20 protein-coding genes are annotated in these 17,635 nt (G+C 73.2%); 10 read left to right on the top strand and 10 right to left on the bottom strand.

All coding sequences use genetic code 11. The features are described 5' to 3' along the window. Nucleotides 1-80 precede the first annotated feature (80 nt). Nucleotides 81-716, bottom strand: a complete 636-nt coding sequence (locus AB4030_RS06740) for a hypothetical protein (RefSeq protein WP_442278433.1) — start codon at nt 714-716, stop codon at nt 81-83. Between the two features lie 125 nt (nt 717-841). Continuing rightward, nucleotides 842-1,732 carry a carbon-nitrogen hydrolase family protein gene (locus AB4030_RS06735; RefSeq protein ID WP_442278432.1) on the bottom strand — a complete coding sequence of 297 codons (891 nt, stop codon included), beginning with the start codon at nt 1,730-1,732 and terminating at the stop codon, nt 842-844. A 135-nt stretch (nt 1,733-1,867) separates the two neighbouring features. Here AB4030_RS06735 and AB4030_RS06730 point away from each other — a divergent pair, with 135 nt between their 5' ends. Beyond that, entirely contained in the window at nt 1,868-2,275 is a 408-nt protein-coding gene (locus AB4030_RS06730) for a VOC family protein (protein WP_442278431.1), read from the top strand. A gap of 75 nt (nt 2,276-2,350) precedes the next feature. On the opposite strand, the gene AB4030_RS06725 is transcribed toward AB4030_RS06730, so the two are convergent. After that, entirely contained in the window at nt 2,351-2,695 is a 345-nt protein-coding gene (locus AB4030_RS06725; protein ID WP_442278430.1) for an MmcQ/YjbR family DNA-binding protein, read from the bottom strand. 131 nt (nt 2,696-2,826) lie between these two features. Between AB4030_RS06725 and AB4030_RS06720 the strand changes: the two genes are divergently transcribed. The 3 genes from AB4030_RS06720 (at nt 2,827) to AB4030_RS06710 (ending at nt 4,713) form a co-directional block, all read left to right on the top strand. Beyond that, a complete protein-coding gene (locus tag AB4030_RS06720) occupies nt 2,827-3,642 on the top strand; it encodes a hypothetical protein (RefSeq protein ID WP_442278429.1) in 816 nt (271 codons plus the stop codon). A 142-nt stretch (nt 3,643-3,784) separates the two neighbouring features. Then, on the top strand, nt 3,785-4,072 hold the full coding sequence (locus AB4030_RS06715; protein WP_442278428.1) for a hypothetical protein: 288 nt from the start codon (nt 3,785-3,787) through the stop codon (nt 4,070-4,072). A 44-nt stretch (nt 4,073-4,116) separates the two neighbouring features. After that, nucleotides 4,117-4,713 carry an SOUL family heme-binding protein gene (locus AB4030_RS06710; protein ID WP_442278427.1) on the top strand — a complete coding sequence of 199 codons (597 nt, stop codon included), beginning with the start codon at nt 4,117-4,119 and terminating at the stop codon, nt 4,711-4,713. 23 nt (nt 4,714-4,736) lie between these two features. Here the strand turns inward: AB4030_RS06710 and AB4030_RS06705 are convergent, their stop codons facing one another. Both AB4030_RS06705 and AB4030_RS06700 read right to left on the bottom strand, forming a co-directional pair. Then, nucleotides 4,737-5,555 (bottom strand): CPBP family intramembrane glutamic endopeptidase, encoded by an 819-nt coding sequence (locus AB4030_RS06705; RefSeq protein ID WP_442278426.1) that lies wholly within the window; start codon nt 5,553-5,555, stop codon nt 4,737-4,739. A 92-nt stretch (nt 5,556-5,647) separates the two neighbouring features. Continuing rightward, nucleotides 5,648-6,178 carry a mycothiol transferase gene (locus AB4030_RS06700; RefSeq protein ID WP_442278425.1) on the bottom strand — a complete coding sequence of 177 codons (531 nt, stop codon included), beginning with the start codon at nt 6,176-6,178 and terminating at the stop codon, nt 5,648-5,650. Nucleotides 6,179-6,425: 247 nt separating this feature from the next. On the opposite strand from AB4030_RS06700, the gene AB4030_RS06695 reads away from it, so the two are divergent. From AB4030_RS06695 to AB4030_RS06680, 4 genes are all read left to right on the top strand, one after another. Continuing rightward, the gene (locus AB4030_RS06695) at nt 6,426-7,841 is read left to right on the top strand and encodes an FAD-binding oxidoreductase (protein ID WP_442278424.1); all 1,416 of its coding nucleotides are present in this window, start codon (nt 6,426-6,428) and stop codon (nt 7,839-7,841) included. A 92-nt stretch (nt 7,842-7,933) separates the two neighbouring features. Beyond that, nucleotides 7,934-9,157, top strand: coding sequence for a cysteine desulfurase-like protein (locus tag AB4030_RS06690; protein ID WP_442278423.1), 1,224 nt, complete (start codon nt 7,934-7,936; stop codon nt 9,155-9,157). After that, complete coding sequence (locus AB4030_RS06685) at nt 9,154-9,651, top strand: DUF427 domain-containing protein (protein WP_442278422.1); 498 nt, start codon at nt 9,154-9,156, stop codon at nt 9,649-9,651. Before AB4030_RS06690 ends, AB4030_RS06685 begins: the two co-directional genes overlap by 4 nt. A 102-nt stretch (nt 9,652-9,753) precedes the next feature. After that, nucleotides 9,754-10,242, top strand: coding sequence for a DUF1269 domain-containing protein (locus tag AB4030_RS06680; RefSeq protein ID WP_442278421.1), 489 nt, complete (start codon nt 9,754-9,756; stop codon nt 10,240-10,242). Nucleotides 10,243-10,263: 21 nt separating this feature from the next. Here the strand turns inward: AB4030_RS06680 and AB4030_RS06675 are convergent, their stop codons facing one another. Genes AB4030_RS06675 through AB4030_RS06660 form a run of 4 tightly spaced genes read right to left on the bottom strand, consistent with a single transcriptional unit; the run spans nt 10,264 to nt 14,854 of the window. Continuing rightward, nucleotides 10,264-10,758 carry a metallophosphoesterase family protein gene (locus tag AB4030_RS06675; protein WP_442278420.1) on the bottom strand — a complete coding sequence of 165 codons (495 nt, stop codon included), beginning with the start codon at nt 10,756-10,758 and terminating at the stop codon, nt 10,264-10,266. Further along, nucleotides 10,755-11,288, bottom strand: coding sequence for an EVE domain-containing protein (locus tag AB4030_RS06670; RefSeq protein ID WP_442278419.1), 534 nt, complete (start codon nt 11,286-11,288; stop codon nt 10,755-10,757). The genes AB4030_RS06675 and AB4030_RS06670 overlap by 4 nt, the downstream gene beginning before the upstream one ends. Before the next feature lie 9 nt (nt 11,289-11,297). After that, on the bottom strand, nt 11,298-12,236 hold the full coding sequence (locus AB4030_RS06665) for an FAD binding domain-containing protein (protein ID WP_442278418.1): 939 nt from the start codon (nt 12,234-12,236) through the stop codon (nt 11,298-11,300). Further along, a complete protein-coding gene (locus tag AB4030_RS06660) occupies nt 12,233-14,854 on the bottom strand; it encodes a molybdopterin-dependent oxidoreductase (RefSeq protein WP_442278417.1) in 2,622 nt (873 codons plus the stop codon). The genes AB4030_RS06665 and AB4030_RS06660 overlap by 4 nt, the downstream gene beginning before the upstream one ends. Nucleotides 14,855-14,972: 118 nt before the next feature. Here AB4030_RS06660 and AB4030_RS06655 point away from each other — a divergent pair, with 118 nt between their 5' ends. Further along, the gene (locus AB4030_RS06655) at nt 14,973-15,908 is read left to right on the top strand and encodes a 2-dehydropantoate 2-reductase (RefSeq protein ID WP_442278416.1); all 936 of its coding nucleotides are present in this window, start codon (nt 14,973-14,975) and stop codon (nt 15,906-15,908) included. A 46-nt stretch (nt 15,909-15,954) separates the two neighbouring features. Further along, entirely contained in the window at nt 15,955-16,662 is a 708-nt protein-coding gene (locus AB4030_RS06650) for a M50 family metallopeptidase (protein WP_442278415.1), read from the top strand. Between the two features lie 282 nt (nt 16,663-16,944). Here AB4030_RS06650 and AB4030_RS06645 read toward each other — a convergent pair whose 3' ends face one another. Beyond that, complete coding sequence (locus tag AB4030_RS06645) at nt 16,945-17,595, bottom strand: LON peptidase substrate-binding domain-containing protein (RefSeq protein WP_442278414.1); 651 nt, start codon at nt 17,593-17,595, stop codon at nt 16,945-16,947. Nucleotides 17,596-17,635 lie beyond the last annotated feature (40 nt).

Raw genomic sequence — 17,635 nt, 5'->3', positions numbered from 1 at the left:
CGTTGTCAGCGCCACTGTGGGAGCGCTGTGCCGGCCCGATGACCCCGGCATGCATCGCTGGCATGGCGCGGGCGAAGGGCTCAGCTGCCGGGGCAGGCGACGTCGTGGCTCCTCGGCCACACGGGGTCGACCCCGGACCCGGACACCTCGAGGTGGCCCCGTTCACCGGCCCAGGTCAGGGTGAAGGACCCGGCCGCGACGGGTCGATAGCCGTCGTCCGTGCTGTACCGGCTCACGCGTCGCGCCACGACCCCGTGGGCGGGCAGGACGAAGACGGCGCCGCTGCCGCTCAGGAGGAACGACCGCTCCTGCACCACGACCCGGCACCCACCGGCGCTCGACGGGTTCACCACGACGGAGGTCGAGCCGGTGTCGAAGGCCCAGGAGAAGGCAGTGGCGACGCCGGCCCCGACGACGAGCAGCCCCACGGTCAGCCGTCGGCCCGGGGTCGGCCGCGGCGCGCCCTGGGGGGACGGCCCGGGGACCGGGTCCGGTCCTGAGGCGTGTCGCCGGCGGTGGACGAGGCCGAGCACGCGGGCGAGGACGAGCAGGGCGAGCCCGGCCCAGAAGAGGCCCACGGCGGCGTCGCCGGCGCTGGCCACGTCATCGCCGAGGACGAGCACCGCCGGCCAGGCGACGGTGCACACGACGAGCGTCAACGTGGCCGCCAGAAACGCGATGCCACCTCGTCGCGCGATGGCTTGCGCCGCGTCCACCCGAACCCCCTGAGTCCCGTCCCGGTCATCGAGGCCCCGAATCTAGCCCCCGCGCCAGGGCCGCGGCGCCGACCGCGTGTGCAGATGTCGGGGTCCTGACCCCACACTCTGCACACATCCCGGCGTCAGAAGGCGCTGACGTCCTGGCTGCGAGGGTCGCCGGCGACCTGGCGCGACGCATACAGGCCGTCCTTCGCGCGGCGCCGCCACGGACGGGCGAGGTCGACGGCGATGCGGACGTCGTCGTCGGGAGCGCTCAGGTCGAGGTCGACGAACGCGAGGGCGGACCGGTCCTGCGCAGGGCACCGGGCCACCCACCGGCCGCCGGGTGCGGCAATGCCCGACGGCACGGTCGAGCCGTACTGCGCAGGCACCGAGTAGCCGACCCAGTAGCCGAACAAGGCGGCATACGACCGGCCGATCTCCGCGCGCATCGCGTCGTCGACCATGACCGAGAGCAGGACGGCGTGCACGTCGAGCCGCTCGTACTCCTCGAACAGGTGGGGGAAGTTCGCCTCGATGCAGAGCGCCACTCCGAACCGGACACCGTCGACCTCGAAGACCAACGGCTTGGTGCCGGGAGAGTACATCCACGTCAGCTCGGTGTTGGACAGGAAGCGCTTGTCGTATCGACCGACGAGCTCGCCGCAGTCGGACACGACGAAGTAGCTGTTGTGCGGACGGTGTGGCGGTGTCAACGGGTGGATCGACCCGAACGCCACCCAGATCCGCAGCTCTCCAGCGAGCCGGGCGATCGACTCGGCCTCCTGACGCAGCAGGTCCCAGTCGGCGCGCTCCCAGTCCGCGTCGGACACCGTCCCCGGCCCGGACGAGGACATGACGTGCTTGCTCGGGTAGACGATCGCGCCCTCCGGGAACTGCACGAGGCGGGCGCCTCCCGCGGCGGCCTCGCGCATGAGGGCACGGACCTCGGCGCCAGCGGCACGAACGGCCTCGGCATCGCCCGGGTCCTCGGCCATCCGGCTCTGCGCCACCGCCCACCGCACCGTTGTCATGCCGACAACCTAGTGACGGGCCACGACACCCAGCCCAGCGACGCAGAGCACGTCCCACTCGGAGCCGCGAGCGGCCCGGTCAGAGTCCCGGAATCCGCTTGCCCCGCAAGGAGAGGCGCCAGCACGCTTGCCAGCATGACGCTGCACATCCACAACGTGACCTTCGACTGCGCCCACGCCCGGGCCCTGGGCACCTTCTGGTCCGAGCTGCTCGGCTGGAACGTCTACTACGACGACGACCCCGAGGTCGTCGTCGCGGCGTCGTTCCCGAGCTCGGGTCTCGGGCTGCTCTTCATCCCCGTCCCCGAGGGCAAGTCGGCCAAGAACCGCCAGCATCTCGACCTCGCCCCCGACGAGGGCACCCGCGACGAGTGGGTCGAGCGCGCGCTCGACCTCGGCGCGACCGTCGTCGGCGACCACCGCACGCCCGATGGCTCGGGCTGGGTCACGATGGCCGACCCCGAGGGCAACGAGTTCTGCATCGAGCGCGGTGTCTCCGAGACGGGCCCCCGCCCCCCACGCGCGTACCGCATCACCACGTGACGCGGGGCCGCGTGTGCAACTGACGGGGTCCTGACCCCACCCCCTGCACACACGACGTCGTCCGGCGGGCGCCGCTCAGTCGCCGCCCTGCGCCAGGGCCACGCTCTTGGGCACGACGAGGCGCCAGGCGTCGATGACGATCTCGCGCATGCGCGGGACGTCGATCGCGTCGAGCCGCACCTCGACCCAGTTGAACCGCAGGTCCGACGGGCGCGGCATGAGGAAGACGTCGGGCTCGCTCGCGACGAGCACGTCGCGCTCATCCTTGGGGAAGGCGAAGCCCATCTGCGTCTCGTCCGCCGAGAAGGCGAGCCACACGATCTTGCCGACGCGGAACTTGACGCGGTCTCGGACGAGCACCTCGTAGGAGCGAGGCAGCTGCTCGGCCACGCGCCGCACGTCCTCGATGGTCACGGGCACCCGTCCAGCCTGCCACGACCGAGCCTCTTCCGTGGAGGGGCGGGACGGCATACCCTGCCTCTGTCGCGACCCCGACGGCTCCGGGCCGGGCGGGCTGAAACGTCGACTCCATCACGACAAGGAGACGACGTATGCCGTCAGCGCCCACCCAGCTCACCGTTCCCGAGCGCCTGCTCGCCTTCCTCGACCGCCTCGGCGCCGAGCTCGACCGTCGCGGCGACGCCGTCGCGCTGCTCGGCCTCGGCTCGGTGGGGCGCGACCTGCACCGCCTCGACGAGCACTCCGACGCGGACTTCTTCGTCGTCGTCGACGACGCGGCCACGCGCGACCGCTACCTCGCCGACATCGACTGGCTCGAGGCCGCGCACCCGGTCGTGTGGTCGTTCGAGAACAGCGGTGCCGGGCGCAAGGCGCTGCTCGAGGGGGACCTCTTCGCGGAGTACGCCGTCTTCTCACTCGCCGAGATGGAGACCGCGGGCTACCCACCGGGCCGCATCCACTGGAGCCGCGCCGACGCACCTGCGGGTCTCGAGCTGCCGAAGACGCCGGTGCCGCAGCCCGACTCGCTCGAGCACCAGGTCGGCGAGGCGATCACCAACCTCTACGTCGGGCTGCACCGCGACCTGCGCGGCGAGCGCCTCACGGCCACCCGCTTCATCCAGGGGTATGCCGTGGACCGCTGGATCACGGTCCTCGGCCACCTCGGGCTCGGTCACGGGGCCCAGCAGGACGTATTCGTCATCGACCGTGGCGCGGAGCGCCGCTTCGGGCCGGACCTGCTGCCGCTGGCCGACCTCGTGCCCGGCTACGAGCACAACGCGCACGCGGCTGCCACGCTGCTGCGCCTGCTCGAGGCCCACGTCGCCCTCGACCCGACCATGGTGGCCGCCGTGCGCGACCTCATCGCCCGCGTGGAGGCTCGGTCGGCGTCGAGCTCGAGTTCGTAGACGAGCAGGTGCAGCGCGCCAGTGGGTGACGTTCCGAAACGGGTGGCGGCACGAGCGCTGGCTGGCGTCTTGTGCGTTTCTTGCGGTGTTCTTGCCATTCTGCGCGAGGATCTCTTGCACGAGTGCCGGCAGAGTGCACGATATGAACTCGGTGATCCACGACGGCGCGGCCTCCCTGATGGCTACCTGGCCGCTCGTGCTCCTCGCGCTCATGATCGGCTGGCTCGTCGGGACCGCCTTCGTCCGGGCCGGCCGGACGTCCCCAGCTGTCACGCGGACGGAGTCCGGCCCGGACCTCACGTGCCGGTCCGCCGGACACCACTACCTCAAGGACGCCACCCGCTGGTCCTGCTCGTACTGTGGTGACGAGATCCGCCACGCCGGCCACGCCGCCCACTCCCACAGCAGCCGCGAGGCCGTCGTCGTCTGAGGCGCCCGATCCGTCCCGCGCTGGAGGCGCGTAGCGTCGGAAGCGTGACCGAGCAGCAGGCCTACGAGGTCGTGCGCACCTACGACGAGTTCGAGCTGCGTCGCTACGCCCCGCACCTCGTCGCGGAGGTCGTCGTGGCGGCACCGTTCGAGGACGCGGGCAACGCGGCGTTCCGCACCCTGGCCGGCTACATCAGCGGCCAGAACCGCTCGGCCAGCAAGGTGGTCATGACGGCGCCGGTCATCCAGCGCGACTCGCAGCGGATCCCGATGACGGAGCCGGTCGAGCAGCAACGGACGGGCGAGGGGGAGTATGCCGTGGCGTTCGTCCTGCCCTCATCGCTCACCCTGGAGCAGGCGCCGGTCCCGACGAGTCCCGAGGTGCACCTGCACGAGCGCCCGGCAGCACTCGGCGCGGCGCGGCGCTACCGCGGCCGGTGGACCGAGGCGTCGTTCGAGCAGCACCGCGCAACGCTCGACCGCGCGATCCGCGCCGCCGGCCTGACCCCGGTCGGCTCGCCCCGGTGGGCGCGCTTCGACCCGCCCTTCGTGCCGTGGCTCCTGCGCCGCAACGAGGTCGTCCAGGACGTCGTCGACCCGGACTCACCGGACACACCAGACACACCGGGCGCCAGCACGTAGCCGGCCGCCACCTGGGGGTGGGCTCAGGAGGTGAGGCGCCAGGCGAGGACGCCGAAGAGCACGCCGAGCGAGTTGGTCGCCCAGTGCATGCCGACGCTCGCGAAGAGGCTGCCGCTGCGGCGGCGCAGCTCACCGGCGAGGACACCGCCGAGGGCCGTGAAGAGCACGGTGCCGCCGACGACGGCGACCCTCGCGAGGGGGCCCAGTCCGGCCACCGCGGAGCCGATGGCCGGGTTGCCCGTCGCTGACGCCATCGCGGGGAACACGTGCCACAGGCCGAAGAGCAGGGAGGAGACGAGCAGGACCTGCCACATCCGGGCGTGCCGGGAGAGGAAGCCCCACAGCACGGAGCGGAAGGCGACCTCCTCGAGCAGGATCGTGCCGACGGGAATCATGACGAAGGCCGTGAGCAGGGCGCCCGCCGGGGGCAGGTGGTAGCGCACGTCGAGGAAGGCGCTCCGCGTGGACGGGAGCAGGATGCCGACGAGGTAGACGAACCCGACGACGGCGATGACCCCCAGTCCCCACCGGATGCCGCGCGCATGGGTGTGCCGCGCCAGGCCGAGCTGGTGCCAGGTCAGGCCCTGCCACCGCGCGAAGGCCAGCAGCGCCACGGCGCCGACGGGGCCGAGCCACATGGTGTCCCAGCCGAGCACGTGGTTGCCGATGTTGACGCCCGCGAGCGCGAAGACGACGACCACGGTGGCGGCGAGACGAGCACGGCGACCGCGGGCGATCAGGGCCAGACGATGACGTCGCACCGGGTCGTGCCGCGACACGACGCCACCGTCGAAAGGTGGCTCGACGGCGACGGCAGCGGGACGAAGGACGTGGAGGCTCATTGCCTCCATTTTCGCAGGTCTTCCTGTGGGGCACCTATGCTCCGGGAGCCTCGTGACCACGTTCACCACGCAGGTCACAGGGGCCCCACCCTTCAACGCCGTCGCTGGACGAGGCCGCGGACGTACTCGGCCTGCCCGAGGTGCTTGAGGGCGTCGCCGAGCACGGAGACGACCCGGATCGACACCGTGACGGGCGGGTCCCAGTTCGCGTCGATGACGCGCTCGTAGGCGTCGGCATCGAGGCGCTGGAGCAGCGTGGCGGTGCGGTCGTGGACGGCGTCGTGGTACTCGCCGAACAACTCCGGGTCCGTCACGGTGAACCGGCCGACGTCGTCCGAGCTCATGCTCCACCCATGGGCGTCGGGCGCGTAGGGCAGCCCGAAGCGGTCGATCCAGCCGTCGCCGAGCCACGCGGACTGCTCACCGGCCAGGTGCGCCACCTGGTCGTCCTGCTGGCGCGCCAGGTGCCAGACGAGCCACGCGATGTGGTTCGCCTGGGCGTCCGGACGCCACAGCAGCTCGTCCACGGAGAGGCCGTCGACCACCTGCGGCACACCCTCGCGGATGCGGCCGAAGCCGTCGAGCAGCAGGTCGCGCAGGGTGCCGGTCGTCACGTCGTCCATCAGCCCAGCATGCACCTCGGGCCGCTGCGGCGCAGCGAACCGGGCGCCCTGCGGGCCGGGTCCGCGGCGCCGAATCCCCTGCTGCGCGGACCTGCTGGGACGAAGCGGACCTTCCGCTCGCGATGTATCTGAGGGGCGCCCCGGGTCTCTGAACAGCCGCGCCCACCACGAGAGACGACCAGGGGCCGAGCAACCGACCACGACCGACCACGACCGACCACGACCGACCACGACTCAGGAGACGAGCATGACCCTCAACCTCACCCCCACTGACCGACGGGCCACGAGCGTCGCCGGACTCTGCGACGGTGCGGTCCACCTCCCCGGCGACCCCGGCTACGACGCGGCCCGGATGCCGTGGAACGTGGCGCTCGACCAGCGCCCGGCCGCCGTCGCGCTGCCCCGCACGGTGTCCGACGTCCAGGACGTCGTCCGGGCCGCCGCCGCAGCGGGTCTGCGGATCGCGCCACAGAGCACCGGCCACAACGCCGGACCGCTCGTGGCGCGCGGCCTCGACGACGTCGTCCTCGTGCGCACCGAGCGGATGCGCGGCGTCACCATCGACCCGACCCGGCGCATCGCCCGCGTCGAGGGCGGCGCGCTCTGGATGGACGCGACCGAGCCCGCGGCCGACCACCGGCTCGCGGCGCTGCACGGCAGCTCGCCCGACGTCGGCATCGCCGGCTACAGCCTCGGCGGCGGGATCGGCTGGTACGCCCGCAAGCTCGGCCTCGCCTCGAACAGCCTGACCGCGGTCGAGCTCGTCACCGCGAGCGGCGAGCACGTGCGCGCCGACGCGACGCAGAACGACCCGCTCTTCTGGGCGCTGCGCGGTGGCGGCGGCAACTTCGGCGTCGTCACGGCCCTGGAGTTCCGCCTCCATCCCATCGAGACGGCGTATGCCGGCATGCTCGTCTGGGACCGCGACCAGGCCGAGCGCGTGCTGCGACGCTGGGCCGACTGGGCGCCCGAGGCACCCGACGCGGTCACGACCTCCTTCCGCTTCCTGAACCTCCCGCCGCTGCCGACGATCCCGGAGCCGCTGCGCGGTCGGTCGCTCGTCGTCATCGACGGGGCGGTGCTCGGCTGCGACGCCGAGGCGAGCTCGATCCTCGCCCTGCTGCGCGGGCTCGGCCCGGAGATCGACACCTTCGACCGCGTGCCCGCCCGGGCCCTCACCCGGCTGCACATGGACCCGGAAGGACCCGCCCCTGCCGTCTCGGACGGAACGCTCCTCGGTGAGCTCGGCGACGTCACCATCGACACGATCCTCGAGCAGGTCGGGCCCGGGTCGACCTCCTCACTGCTCGCGGCCGAGCTGCGACAGCTCGGGGGTGCGCTCGGTCGGGCCCCTGAGGGCCACGGTGCCCTCGCGACGATCGACGCGGCATACGCGGCCTTCGCCGTCGCGATCGCGGCCACCCCGGAGATGGCGATGCAGGGCCAGCTCGACGCCCACCAGCTCACCCGGGCGCTCGAGCCGTGGTCGACGGGCCGCAGCTACCTCAACTTCGCCGAGAACGAGGTCGACGCCCGCACGGGTTACACCGAATCGGCGTGGGTGCAGCTCAAGGGGATTCGGTCGGCCTACGACCCGGACGACCGTTTCCTCGCCAACCACCGCATCCCCCGCCTCTTCGAGGACGGCAAGGTCACCGCCTGAGCCGGAGGTGGTCGGGAAGTGGGCACTCGACGAAGGGGGTCCGTCGAGTGCTCACTTCCTGACGTCCGACGGGCATGGGTGAGAATCAGGGCATGACACATCCCGGCTACGACGTCGACCGGATCCGGTGGCACTTCCCGGCCCTGCACGAGGGCGCGGCGCACTTCGACGGGCCCGGCGGGTCCCAGGTGCCCGACACGGTCGCCACGGCGGTCGTCGAGACCCTGACCTCGGCCATCTCGAACCGCGGCACGGTGACGCCGGCCGAGCGGCGCGCCGACCGCATCGTCGTCGAGGCCCGAGCCGCGATGGGAGACCTCCTCGCGGTCGACCCCGCCGGCGTCGTCTTCGGGCGGTCCGCGACCGAGCTGACCTTCCACCTCGCCCGCACGCTGGCCAAGGACTGGGGCCCGGGTGACGAGGTCGTCGTCAGCCGCCTCGACCACGACGCGAACATCCGGCCCTGGGTGCTCGCCGCCGAGGCGACCGGCGCCACCGTGCGCTGGGCGGACTTCGACCCGACGACGGGCGAGCTGCCGCCCGAGGCCGTCCAGGCGGTCGTCACGGACCGCACCCGCCTCGTCGCGGTCACCGCCGCCTCGAACCTCATCGGCACCCGCCCCGACCTCCCGGCCATCGCCGACGTCGCGCACGCCGTGGGGGCACTCCTGTGGGTCGACGGCGTCCACGCCACGGCCCACGTGCTCACCGACGTGCTGGCGAGCGGCGCCGACTTCTGGGTGTGCTCGCCCTACAAGTTCCTCGGCCCGCACCTCGGGGTCCTCGCCGCGAGTCCGGCGCTCCTCGAGACGCTGCACCCGGACAAGCTGCTGCCGTCGTCCGACGCCGTGCCGGAGCGCTTCGAGCTGGGCACCCTGCCCTACGAGCTGCTCGCGGGCACGACCGCCGCCGTCGACTTCCTCGCCGATCTCGCGCTCACCGACCCGTCCAGTCCCCGCCGAAGGCGCCTCGAGGCCTCGTTCGCCGCGCTCGAGGAGCACGAGGACGCCCTCCTCGCCTCGCTGGAGGAGCGGCTGCGCGCCATCCCCGGCCTCACGGCATACAGCAACGCGAAGCGCCGCACCCCGACGCTGCTCGTCACCGTGGAGGGCCACGACCCGCAGGACCTGCGTGCGGCCCTCGCGGAACGCGGCGTCAACGCGCCCGCGGGGCACTTCTACGCGTGGGCGTGCAGCCACCACCTCGGCCTCGGCGCGACCGGCGGCCTGCGGATGGGGCTCGCGCCCTACACGAGCGCCGACGACGTCGACCGTCTCGCGACCGGCCTCGAGGAGATCTGCGGGGGCGCCCGGTGAGCCGCCCGGTGCCGCTGCCGGCCGGGCCCGGCCAGGAGTCGGTCTGGGACTACCCGCGGCCACCGACCGTCGACCCCAGCGGCGAGCTCGTCGAGGTCCACCTCGGCGGCGAGGTCGTGGCCCGCACCCGCTCGTCGCTGCGGATCCTCGAGACGAGCCACCCGCCGACCTACTACCTGCCGCTCGAGGCGTTCGTCGAGGGTGCGCTCGTCCCCGTCGAGGGCGGCACCGTGTGCGAGTGGAAGGGTCGCGCGGCCTACTTCGACGTCGTCGGCGGCGGTCGTCGCGCGGCTCGTGCCGCGTGGACCTATCCCGAGCCCGTGCCGACGTATGCCGTCCTGGCCGGTCACGTCGCCGTCATGCCCGGGCTCGTGGACGCCTGCTTCGTCGACGGCGAGCAGGTGCGGGCGCAGGAGGGCGGCTTCTACGGCGGCTGGATCACCGACCGCGTCGTCGGTCCGTTCAAGGGCGGACCCGGCTCCTGGGGCTGGTGACGGCGCCGGAACTCACCCCGAGAGGGCGAGGACAGGTCCGCCCACGAGCGTGAGGGTCGAGGTGCCGGCCGACCGGCCGGCGGCGACGCAAAGGAGCACGACATGGCTGCCTTCACGGTATGGAAGTTCGACAGCCCGGGCGGCGCGGCCCAGGCGGAGTCCGTCCTCAAGGACTGTCAGGCTGAGGGCTTCATCAAGATCGTCGACCATGCAGTCGTCACCTGGCCCGAGGGGGAGACCCACCCCACGACGAGCCACGGCAATGACGAGAGGTGGCGCGGCACGGGGTGGGGCGCCCTGTGGGGCGTGCTGGCCGGCGCCCTGTTCTTCGTCCCGGTGGTGGGTGGCGTCGTCGGCGCCGCGATCGGCGCCATCAGCAAGGTGACCCAGGACTCCGGGATCACCAAGGAGCAGCTGACGACCATCCGCACGGAGGTGACGCCGGGCACCTCGGCGCTCTTCCTCGTCACCGAGGAGGGCGACCTCGACCGGGTGGGTGAGCGTTTCCACGGCGGGCACAGCAAGCTCATCGCGACCAACCTCACGGCCGGCGAGCGCCAGATCATGATGGAGACCTTCGGCGGTCGCTGAGCCGAGCGGGGACGAGACCCGTCAGTGCGGGAGCTGCTCGATCCTGGCCTCCACCAGGGAGCCGTCCCGCACCTCGAGCACCGCGAAGGTACCGGCCGGCTGGCGGCGTCGGTCCGTGGGAGACCCGGGATTGAGGATGCGCACGCCGTCTCCGGTCTCGTCGAGCGGGATGTGGGAGTGCCCGAAGACGACGAGGTCGGCGGTCGGGAAGCGGCTGCGCAGCCGGGCCGTGCGGCCCTGACGCTGGCCGCTGTCGTGGATCATGCCGATGCGCACGCCCTCGAGCTCGACCTCGAGGGTCTCGGGCGCACCCCACTCGGCGACCTCGGGCACGTCGTTGTTGCCCATGACGACGTGGACCGGAGCGAACGTCGCGAGCAGGTCGAGGACGTCGGGGGTGCACACGTCCCCGGCGTGGAGGATGACCTCGGCCGCCTCGAGGTGCGGCAGCAGCGCCGGCGGGCAGCCCTTCCACCGGCGCGGAGCGTGGGTGTCCGACAGGACGAGGACCCTCACGACCGCGCCCCGACGTCTGCGGCGGATGGGACCGGGGGCCACGGCGGCAGCAACGGCTCGATCGCGCGCAGCTGGTCACGAGTCACGAACGAGGGGTTGGCCATGAAGGGCTGTCGCTGCACCTCGAGCCCGTCGATGCCGACCAAGCGCAGCTCCGCGTCCTCGACGGGCTCCTCGAGCAGCTCGACGTCGACCCGTACGCGCACGCGAACGGTGCCGGCATCGGCGGCGGTGCGCCAGAACCCCTGCGACGCCTCGGTCCAGGGCTCGACCTCGGACACCGTGTGCCCGAGTCCCCACACCCCGCGGTGCAGGCCCTCACGCCCGTCGCCCGAGACCCAGAAGAGCACCCTGTCACCAGGTACGAGCAGGCGCGTCCGATAGCTCGGGTGAACGGCCCACGACGTCAGCCTCCGCTCGCCGCTGTCGAGCAGGCCTCTCAGGTCCCACAGCGCCGGGTTGCACTTGAGCACCCAGGCGCCGAGACGCTCCCGCTCGACGGCCCGCACGGTCCTCACGCCTGATGCCATGCCCGCTCCCTACCCGCGGACGCGCTCGAGCACCTCACGTACGGTGGCCTCGACGAGCGCCACCTTGTAGCCCGTCTCCGGGAGCGGGCTCGCGCCGGCGCTCGCCCCCGCGGCAGCCGCTGCCACCGTGTCGTCGTCCAGCATCGACCCGGTGACCAGATCCTCGAGGGCATCAAGCCGCAGGGGAACCGGCGCGACGCCGCCGATGGCCAGGCCGCACGAGGTGACCGTGCCGGCCCCGTCGCGCACCACTCGGACGACCGCCTCGACGAGAGGCCACTCGGCCTCGAACCGGCTGATCGAGCGGAAGTAGGCCGCCCGCTCGCCCGCCGCCGGAGGCGGCAGCGTGACGCGGGTCAGCACCTCGTCGTCGGCGAGCAGGTGGTCGCGGCGCGGGTCGGACCCGTCGCCGAGCACGTCACCGACCGCGAGACCGCTCCGCTGGGTCGTGTCGACGGTGGCGGCATACGTCAGCAGCACCATCGCGAGGGACGAGGGGTGCGGGTGGACGCACGGCGCGGTGTCGAAGGCGACGCCGTAGAGGTGGCGGCCGTCGCGGGCGGGGCAGCTGTCGCCGCCGGACTTGAAGCACGTGGTGTGCGGATGGCGGAAGTACCAGCAGCGGGTGCGCTGGAGCAGGTTGCCGCCGAGGGTGGCCGTGGCGCGCACCTGCGGAGTCGCCAGACCCGCCGCGGTCAGCGCGAGCGCCGGGTAGTCGGTGGCCAGGTCACGCGCCAGGGTGGCGACGGTCGTGCCGGCGCCGATCGTTGTGCCGGCCTCGGTGCGGTCGATGCCGGCGAAGCCCGGCACGCCGGTGAGGTCGAGGACATGCGGCGTCGCGCCCGTCGTGCGCATCCGTTCCTGCAGGTCGGTGCCGCCGGCGCGGTAGACGAACTCGCCTGGCCCATCGGGTCGCTCGTCGTATGCCGTGAGGATCGTGACGCTCATCGCGCACCCCCTGCCCGCAGGCCCTCGAGCAGCCGGTCCGGCCGCACCGGCAGCGTCAGTGGCCGCCAGCCGGTGGCGTTGAAGATCGCGTTGCCGACGGACGCTGCCGGGCTGATCGTCGCGACCTCGCCGAGACCGACCCCGCCACCGGGCACGCGGTCCCAGCCCTCCTCGTGGAAGTGGATGTCGATCTCGGGGGTGTCGCCGAGCTGCGGGATGCGGTAGTCCTCGAGGTTGGCCGTCAGGGTGAGGCCGGTGTGCGGGTCGAGGACCTGGTTCTCGTAGAGCGCGAGCCCGACGCCCTGGATGACCGAGCCCTCGCACTGGCTGCGCGCCAGCACCGGGGCGTGGATGCGGCCGACGGCGATGCCCCCGTGCACGCGCAGGACGCGGGTCCGGCCGGTGCGCGTGTCGACCTCGACCTCGCTGACGTGGACGGCCGCCGAGAACCCTCGGCCGACCTGGATGCCGTTCATCGTCACGGGCACGGCGCGCAGGCCACGGTCACCCCCGCGCTTCGCCGTGGCCGACGTCCCGTCGGGGGCCCCGGCGAGGTCGGTGCCGATGCGGGCGCGCAGGCTGGTGGCCGCCTCGACGGCCGTCGACCAGAGCGAGACGGTCGTGCGGCTGCCACCCGAGGCCGGTCCGTGGGTCGCGCCGCTGTGCGCGTGCCCGAGACGGACGTCCACCGCGGTCGGGGCGACCCCGAAGACGCCGGCGACGGCCCGCGCGAGCACCGTGCGGCTGCCCGTCCCCATGTCCTGGACCGCGGTCGAGGCCACGAGCCGTCCGCCCTGGACGGAGACGACGACCTCGCAGTCGGGGTCGACGAAGTACATCCAGTTGGCCGCGGCGAACCCGACGCCGCGGCGGTGGCGGCCGGTCTGGCTTCCCGTCGCCGGACGCGCCTGCCACGTCGGGAGCGCCGACGCCCAGCGGTAGAGCGCCTGGCGCTTCTGGTTGCCGTCCCATTGCGCGCGCAGCTCGATCGGGTCGCGGCCGAAGCGGTGGGCGGCCTCGTCGACGGTCTGCTCGAGCGCCCAGGCGATCGTCGGGCCGCCGGGACCCCGGAAGGGCGCGCCGGGTGGGGCGTTCGTGACGACGTCGACGTCACGGGCCAGGCGTGGCGTGCGGTCGTAGACGAGCAGGGCGAGCGCCGCGACGCTGTTGCCGACGGCGACGCCGGCATGACTGTCGGTGTCGACGGTGAGCGCCCGGATCGCCTGGGTGTCGTCGTCGACGAGGAGGGACACGCGGGAGCGGCTGCCGGGGCGGTTGCCCGTGCCGGTCAGCTCCTCGTGCCGGTCGAGGACGAGGCGCACGGGACGGCGGCTGAGCCGGCTGAGCGAGATCGCGGCGACGGCCTCCATCGTCAGGCCGAGCTTGGCGCCGAAGCCGCCGCCGACGTGCTCGGCGACGACCTCGACGCGGGTCGGGTCGAGGTCGAAGTGGTCGGCGATCTCGAGGCGCATCGCCCCGACGCCCTGGGTGCTGAGCCACACCCGGAGGTACTGCGGGTCGCTCCAGTCGGCCACGCAGGCGTGCGGCTCGAAGGCGGTGTGCAGCTGCGCTGCGGTGTGGAACTCGAGGTCGACCAGACCTCGGCGGCCCTCGGAGCGGGCCGACCGGATGCGGCGCTTGGCGACGGTGCCGAGGAACGGCGCGCGCGACGGGCCATGGACGTTGCCGTCCCACGGCGCCGGCATCGGGGCACCCTCGCTCGCCGTCGGCGCCTCCTTGCGGTCCGCCCGGGTGGCGTAGACGAGCGGCGCCCCGGGGCGCCTGGCCTCGTCGGGGTCGAGGACGAACGGCTGCGGCGTGAACGGAACTGCCAGCTCGCGTGCGGCCTGGCGGGCAGCGGCCGCGGACTCCGCCGCGACGACGGCGACCGGCTGGCCGGCCCACCGGACCCGCCGGTCGTCACCGAGCACGTCCATCCCGAGCACGCCGTCGGGGAAGGTGATCGGTCCGACGACCCCCGCGGCCAGGTCGGACCGGCGGATGGCGGCGTGCAGCATGCCGGGCAGCACGACGTCGGTCGTGTAGACGGCTGCTCCGGTGAGCTTGGCCGGCGCCTCGACGCGCTCGACACACTCGACACGTTCGACCGCCTGGCCGTCGGGCGCTCTGTCGTGCTCGCCGCGGCACGCGGCCGCCACGGCGCGGTAGATCCCCTCGTAGGAGCCGCACCGGCACAGGTGGCCGGCGAGCGCCCCGGCGATGGTCTCGCGGTCGGGACCGTCCGGCTCGTCGGCGCCGTGCTCGGCACGCCACCGGTCGTCGAAGGCCACCGCGCTGACGACGAATCCCGGGGTGCAGTAGCCGCACTGGAGTCCGTCGTGGTGGGCGAACGCGCGCTGGACCGGGTGCAGGTCGTCCCCGTCGGCCAGGCCCTCGACGGTCGTGACGTCCGCGTCGCGCAGCCGGGTCGCCGGTGTCAGGCAGCCGAGGACCGGCTCGCCATCGACGAGCACCGTGCAGGCGCCGCAGACGCCGCTGCCGCAGACGAGCTTCGTCCCGGTGAGCCCGAGCCCGTCGCGGACGACGTCGACCACCGACTCCGTGCCGTCGACCTCGACGACCCGCGCCTCGTCGTTGACCGTGGTGGTGAGCTCCATGAGGCCTCCTGTGGCCGCGACTGCATCCGGACGAGACGCTGCTCACCGACGCTACCTGCGCGAGGACCTCCGCGCGATGATGGTGTCGAGGGCTCACGTCGGACGAGGAGGCACGGTCATGCGCATCGCGGTGCTGGGCACGGGCGGGGTGGGCGGCTACTTCGGTGGCCGGTTGGCGGCGGCGGGTCACGACGTGACGTTCCTGGCTCGCGGAGCCCACCTCGAGGCGATCCGTGCGAACGGGCTCGTCGTCACGAGCGTCCTCGGTGACTTCACCGTGCAGCCGGCCAAGGCCACCGACGACATCACCTCGATCGGCCAGGTCGAGGTCGTGCTGCTCGCCGTCAAGACGTGGCAGCTGCCCCCGGTGCTCGCGGCGCTGCCCGGCCTCACCGGTCCGGACACCGCGGTGGTCACGACGCAGAACGGCGTCGAGGCGCCCGGCCAGGTCGCCGCCGCCGTCGGGCGAGAAGCCGTGCTGCCCGGGATCGCCAAGCTCTTCGTCCACGTCGAAGGCCCCGGACGCATCACGCACGCCGGCGGGCCGGGGTCCCTCGCCGTCGACGAGTGGACGGCGACGCCCGGCTCGCCCTCCGAGCGGGTGGTGCGGCTCCGCAAGGCGATCATCGACTCCGGCGCGACGTCGCCGGAGCCCGAGGACATCTGGGCCGAGCTGTGGTCCAAGATGCTCTTCGTCGTGCCCTTCGGCAGCCTCGGCGCGGCCCTCGACGCCACCATCGGCGAGCTGCGCACCGAGCGGTCGAGCCGTCTGCTGCTCGAGGCCGCGATGCGCGAGGTGGAGGCGCTGGCCCGGGCACGCGGCATACGCCTGCCGGACTCCGTCGTGGCGGGCACGATGGCCTACGTCGACGACCAGCCGGCTGGGGGGACGACGACCTTGCAGCGCGACCTGCTCGAGGACCGGCCGTCCGAGCTCGACGCCTGGACCGGCGCGGTCGTCCGCCTCGCCGCCGCGTCCGGCGTGGCCGTGCCGCTGCACCGGCTGCTGCTCGAGGTGCTGACCGGGCGGCATCCGCGCGCCCTGCCCCGGTGACGCCGGCCCGAGGGGGACACAACCCGGTCGGCTAGGTTCTGCGTCCGTGGAGTGGTTCGAGACGGTGCGCGACCGGGTGGTCCCGGCGACCGGCGACGTGGCGCTCACCGCGCCCCGGCTGCTCGTCGTCCTGGGCGTCGCCCTCGTCCTCGTCGCCGTCGACCCGCTCTGGCGGGTCGTCCGCCTCGCCGTCACCCTCGTGCACGAGCTCGGTCACGCGGTCGTCGGCGTCCTCGTCGGCCGCCAGTTCACCGGGTTCGTCCTGCGCGGTGACATGTCCGGCCACGCCGTGACCCGCGGGCCGGTGCGCGGTGCCGGTCGCGTCGCCTCGACGTGGTCGGGCTACCCGATGCCGGCCCTGCTCGGCGCGGCGATGGTGTGGGCGGCCGAACGCGGCTGGGCGGCTCCCCTCATCACGACCGGGCTGGTCATCCTGCTCTTCGCCCTGATCCGGGTCAGGTCGGTCCTCACCGTCGTCGTCATGGTCGTCGTGATCGCCGGCTCGGCCGCCCTGTGGTGGTGGCGCGACGACGCGCTGCAGGCCCAGGTCCTCGTCGGCTTCGGGGTGGTGCTCCTCGTCGGAGCGTGGCGCCACCTGAGCGCGGTGCTCCGTGACCGCAGCCGCGGCAGCGACCCCGGCGTCCTCGCGTCGCTGACCCCTGTGCCCCGCCTGCTCTGGAACCTCTCGTTCGTGGTGGTGTGCGCCCTGGCCACGTGGGTCGTCGCGGCCGAGGTCGTCGCCACCCTGCGCTGACCGACGGCGTATGCCGTGTCGTGTCGCTCCACGGTGCCCGCCCCGCCAGCAGGACCCGGATTCGCGGGACCGCTGGTGATCGTCGCACCGTCGGTTGGGTAAGCGGACCGCGAGTGGGTCAGGGGGAGCCCACTCGGTGGATGGCAATCAGGGGATGCCATCCACAGCACCACCCTCGGGGACTGTCGCGACCGGCGGGCCTGCTGGCCGCGGCACCGACCCGGTGGCACCAGGGGGAGGCCGGCGGTGCTGCCGGGTTGGCCGCCGACCGGACGTGGAGCGTCAGTTCAGGCTGAACGGCGGCATCGGGGGCATGGCGACCGCGCCGAGCGCGGACGCGAACTCGCGCTCGCGCCGGACGAGCTGGAGCCCCAGGCGCAGACGCGACTCCGTGTCGGTGCTCGAGAGGAGGCGCTGGCGGTCCTCGACGTCGAGGCTCACGGTGTCCGACACGGCATACGCCAGCGATCGGTCGTCCGTCGGGAGCTCGGCCTCGCTCCCGGTCGCTGCGGCGAACGCGGCCACCTCGGCGCGCAGCCGGGCGGCGAGCTCGACGACCGTCGCCGCGTCGCCGTCGCGCTCGGGCAGCCAGGTGACGCGGGCCGTGGTGTACGGCGTGCCCGCCGACTCGTCGATGGCATCGACGCGAAAACGGTCGGTCCCCTCCGAGACCACGAGGTAGCGCTCGTCCTCGAGGGCTGCGGCCTGGGTGAGCAGCGCGCCGCAACCGACGGGATGGAGAGCACGGACCCCGTCCTCACCGACCTCGAACCCCTCCCGGATGGCGACCACGCCGAAGACGGGGGGACGCTGGTCCTGACCGTCGAGCAGGTCCTTGAGCAGCTGGACGTAGCGCGGCTCGAAGATCTGGAGCGGCAACCGGGCCCCGGGCATGAGCACGGTGCCGAGCGGGAACAACGGCAAGCTCGCCATGCGTCCAGACTAGGTCGGAACGGTCCGAGTGGCGGGGGCG

It is taken from the genome of Terrabacter sp. 2YAF2 (assembly GCF_052114705.1).
Classification (GTDB): Bacteria; Actinomycetota; Actinomycetes; order Actinomycetales; family Dermatophilaceae; genus Terrabacter.
Note: the sequence above shows the minus strand (reverse complement) of the source record. Positions and strands in the feature narration are given on the sequence as shown.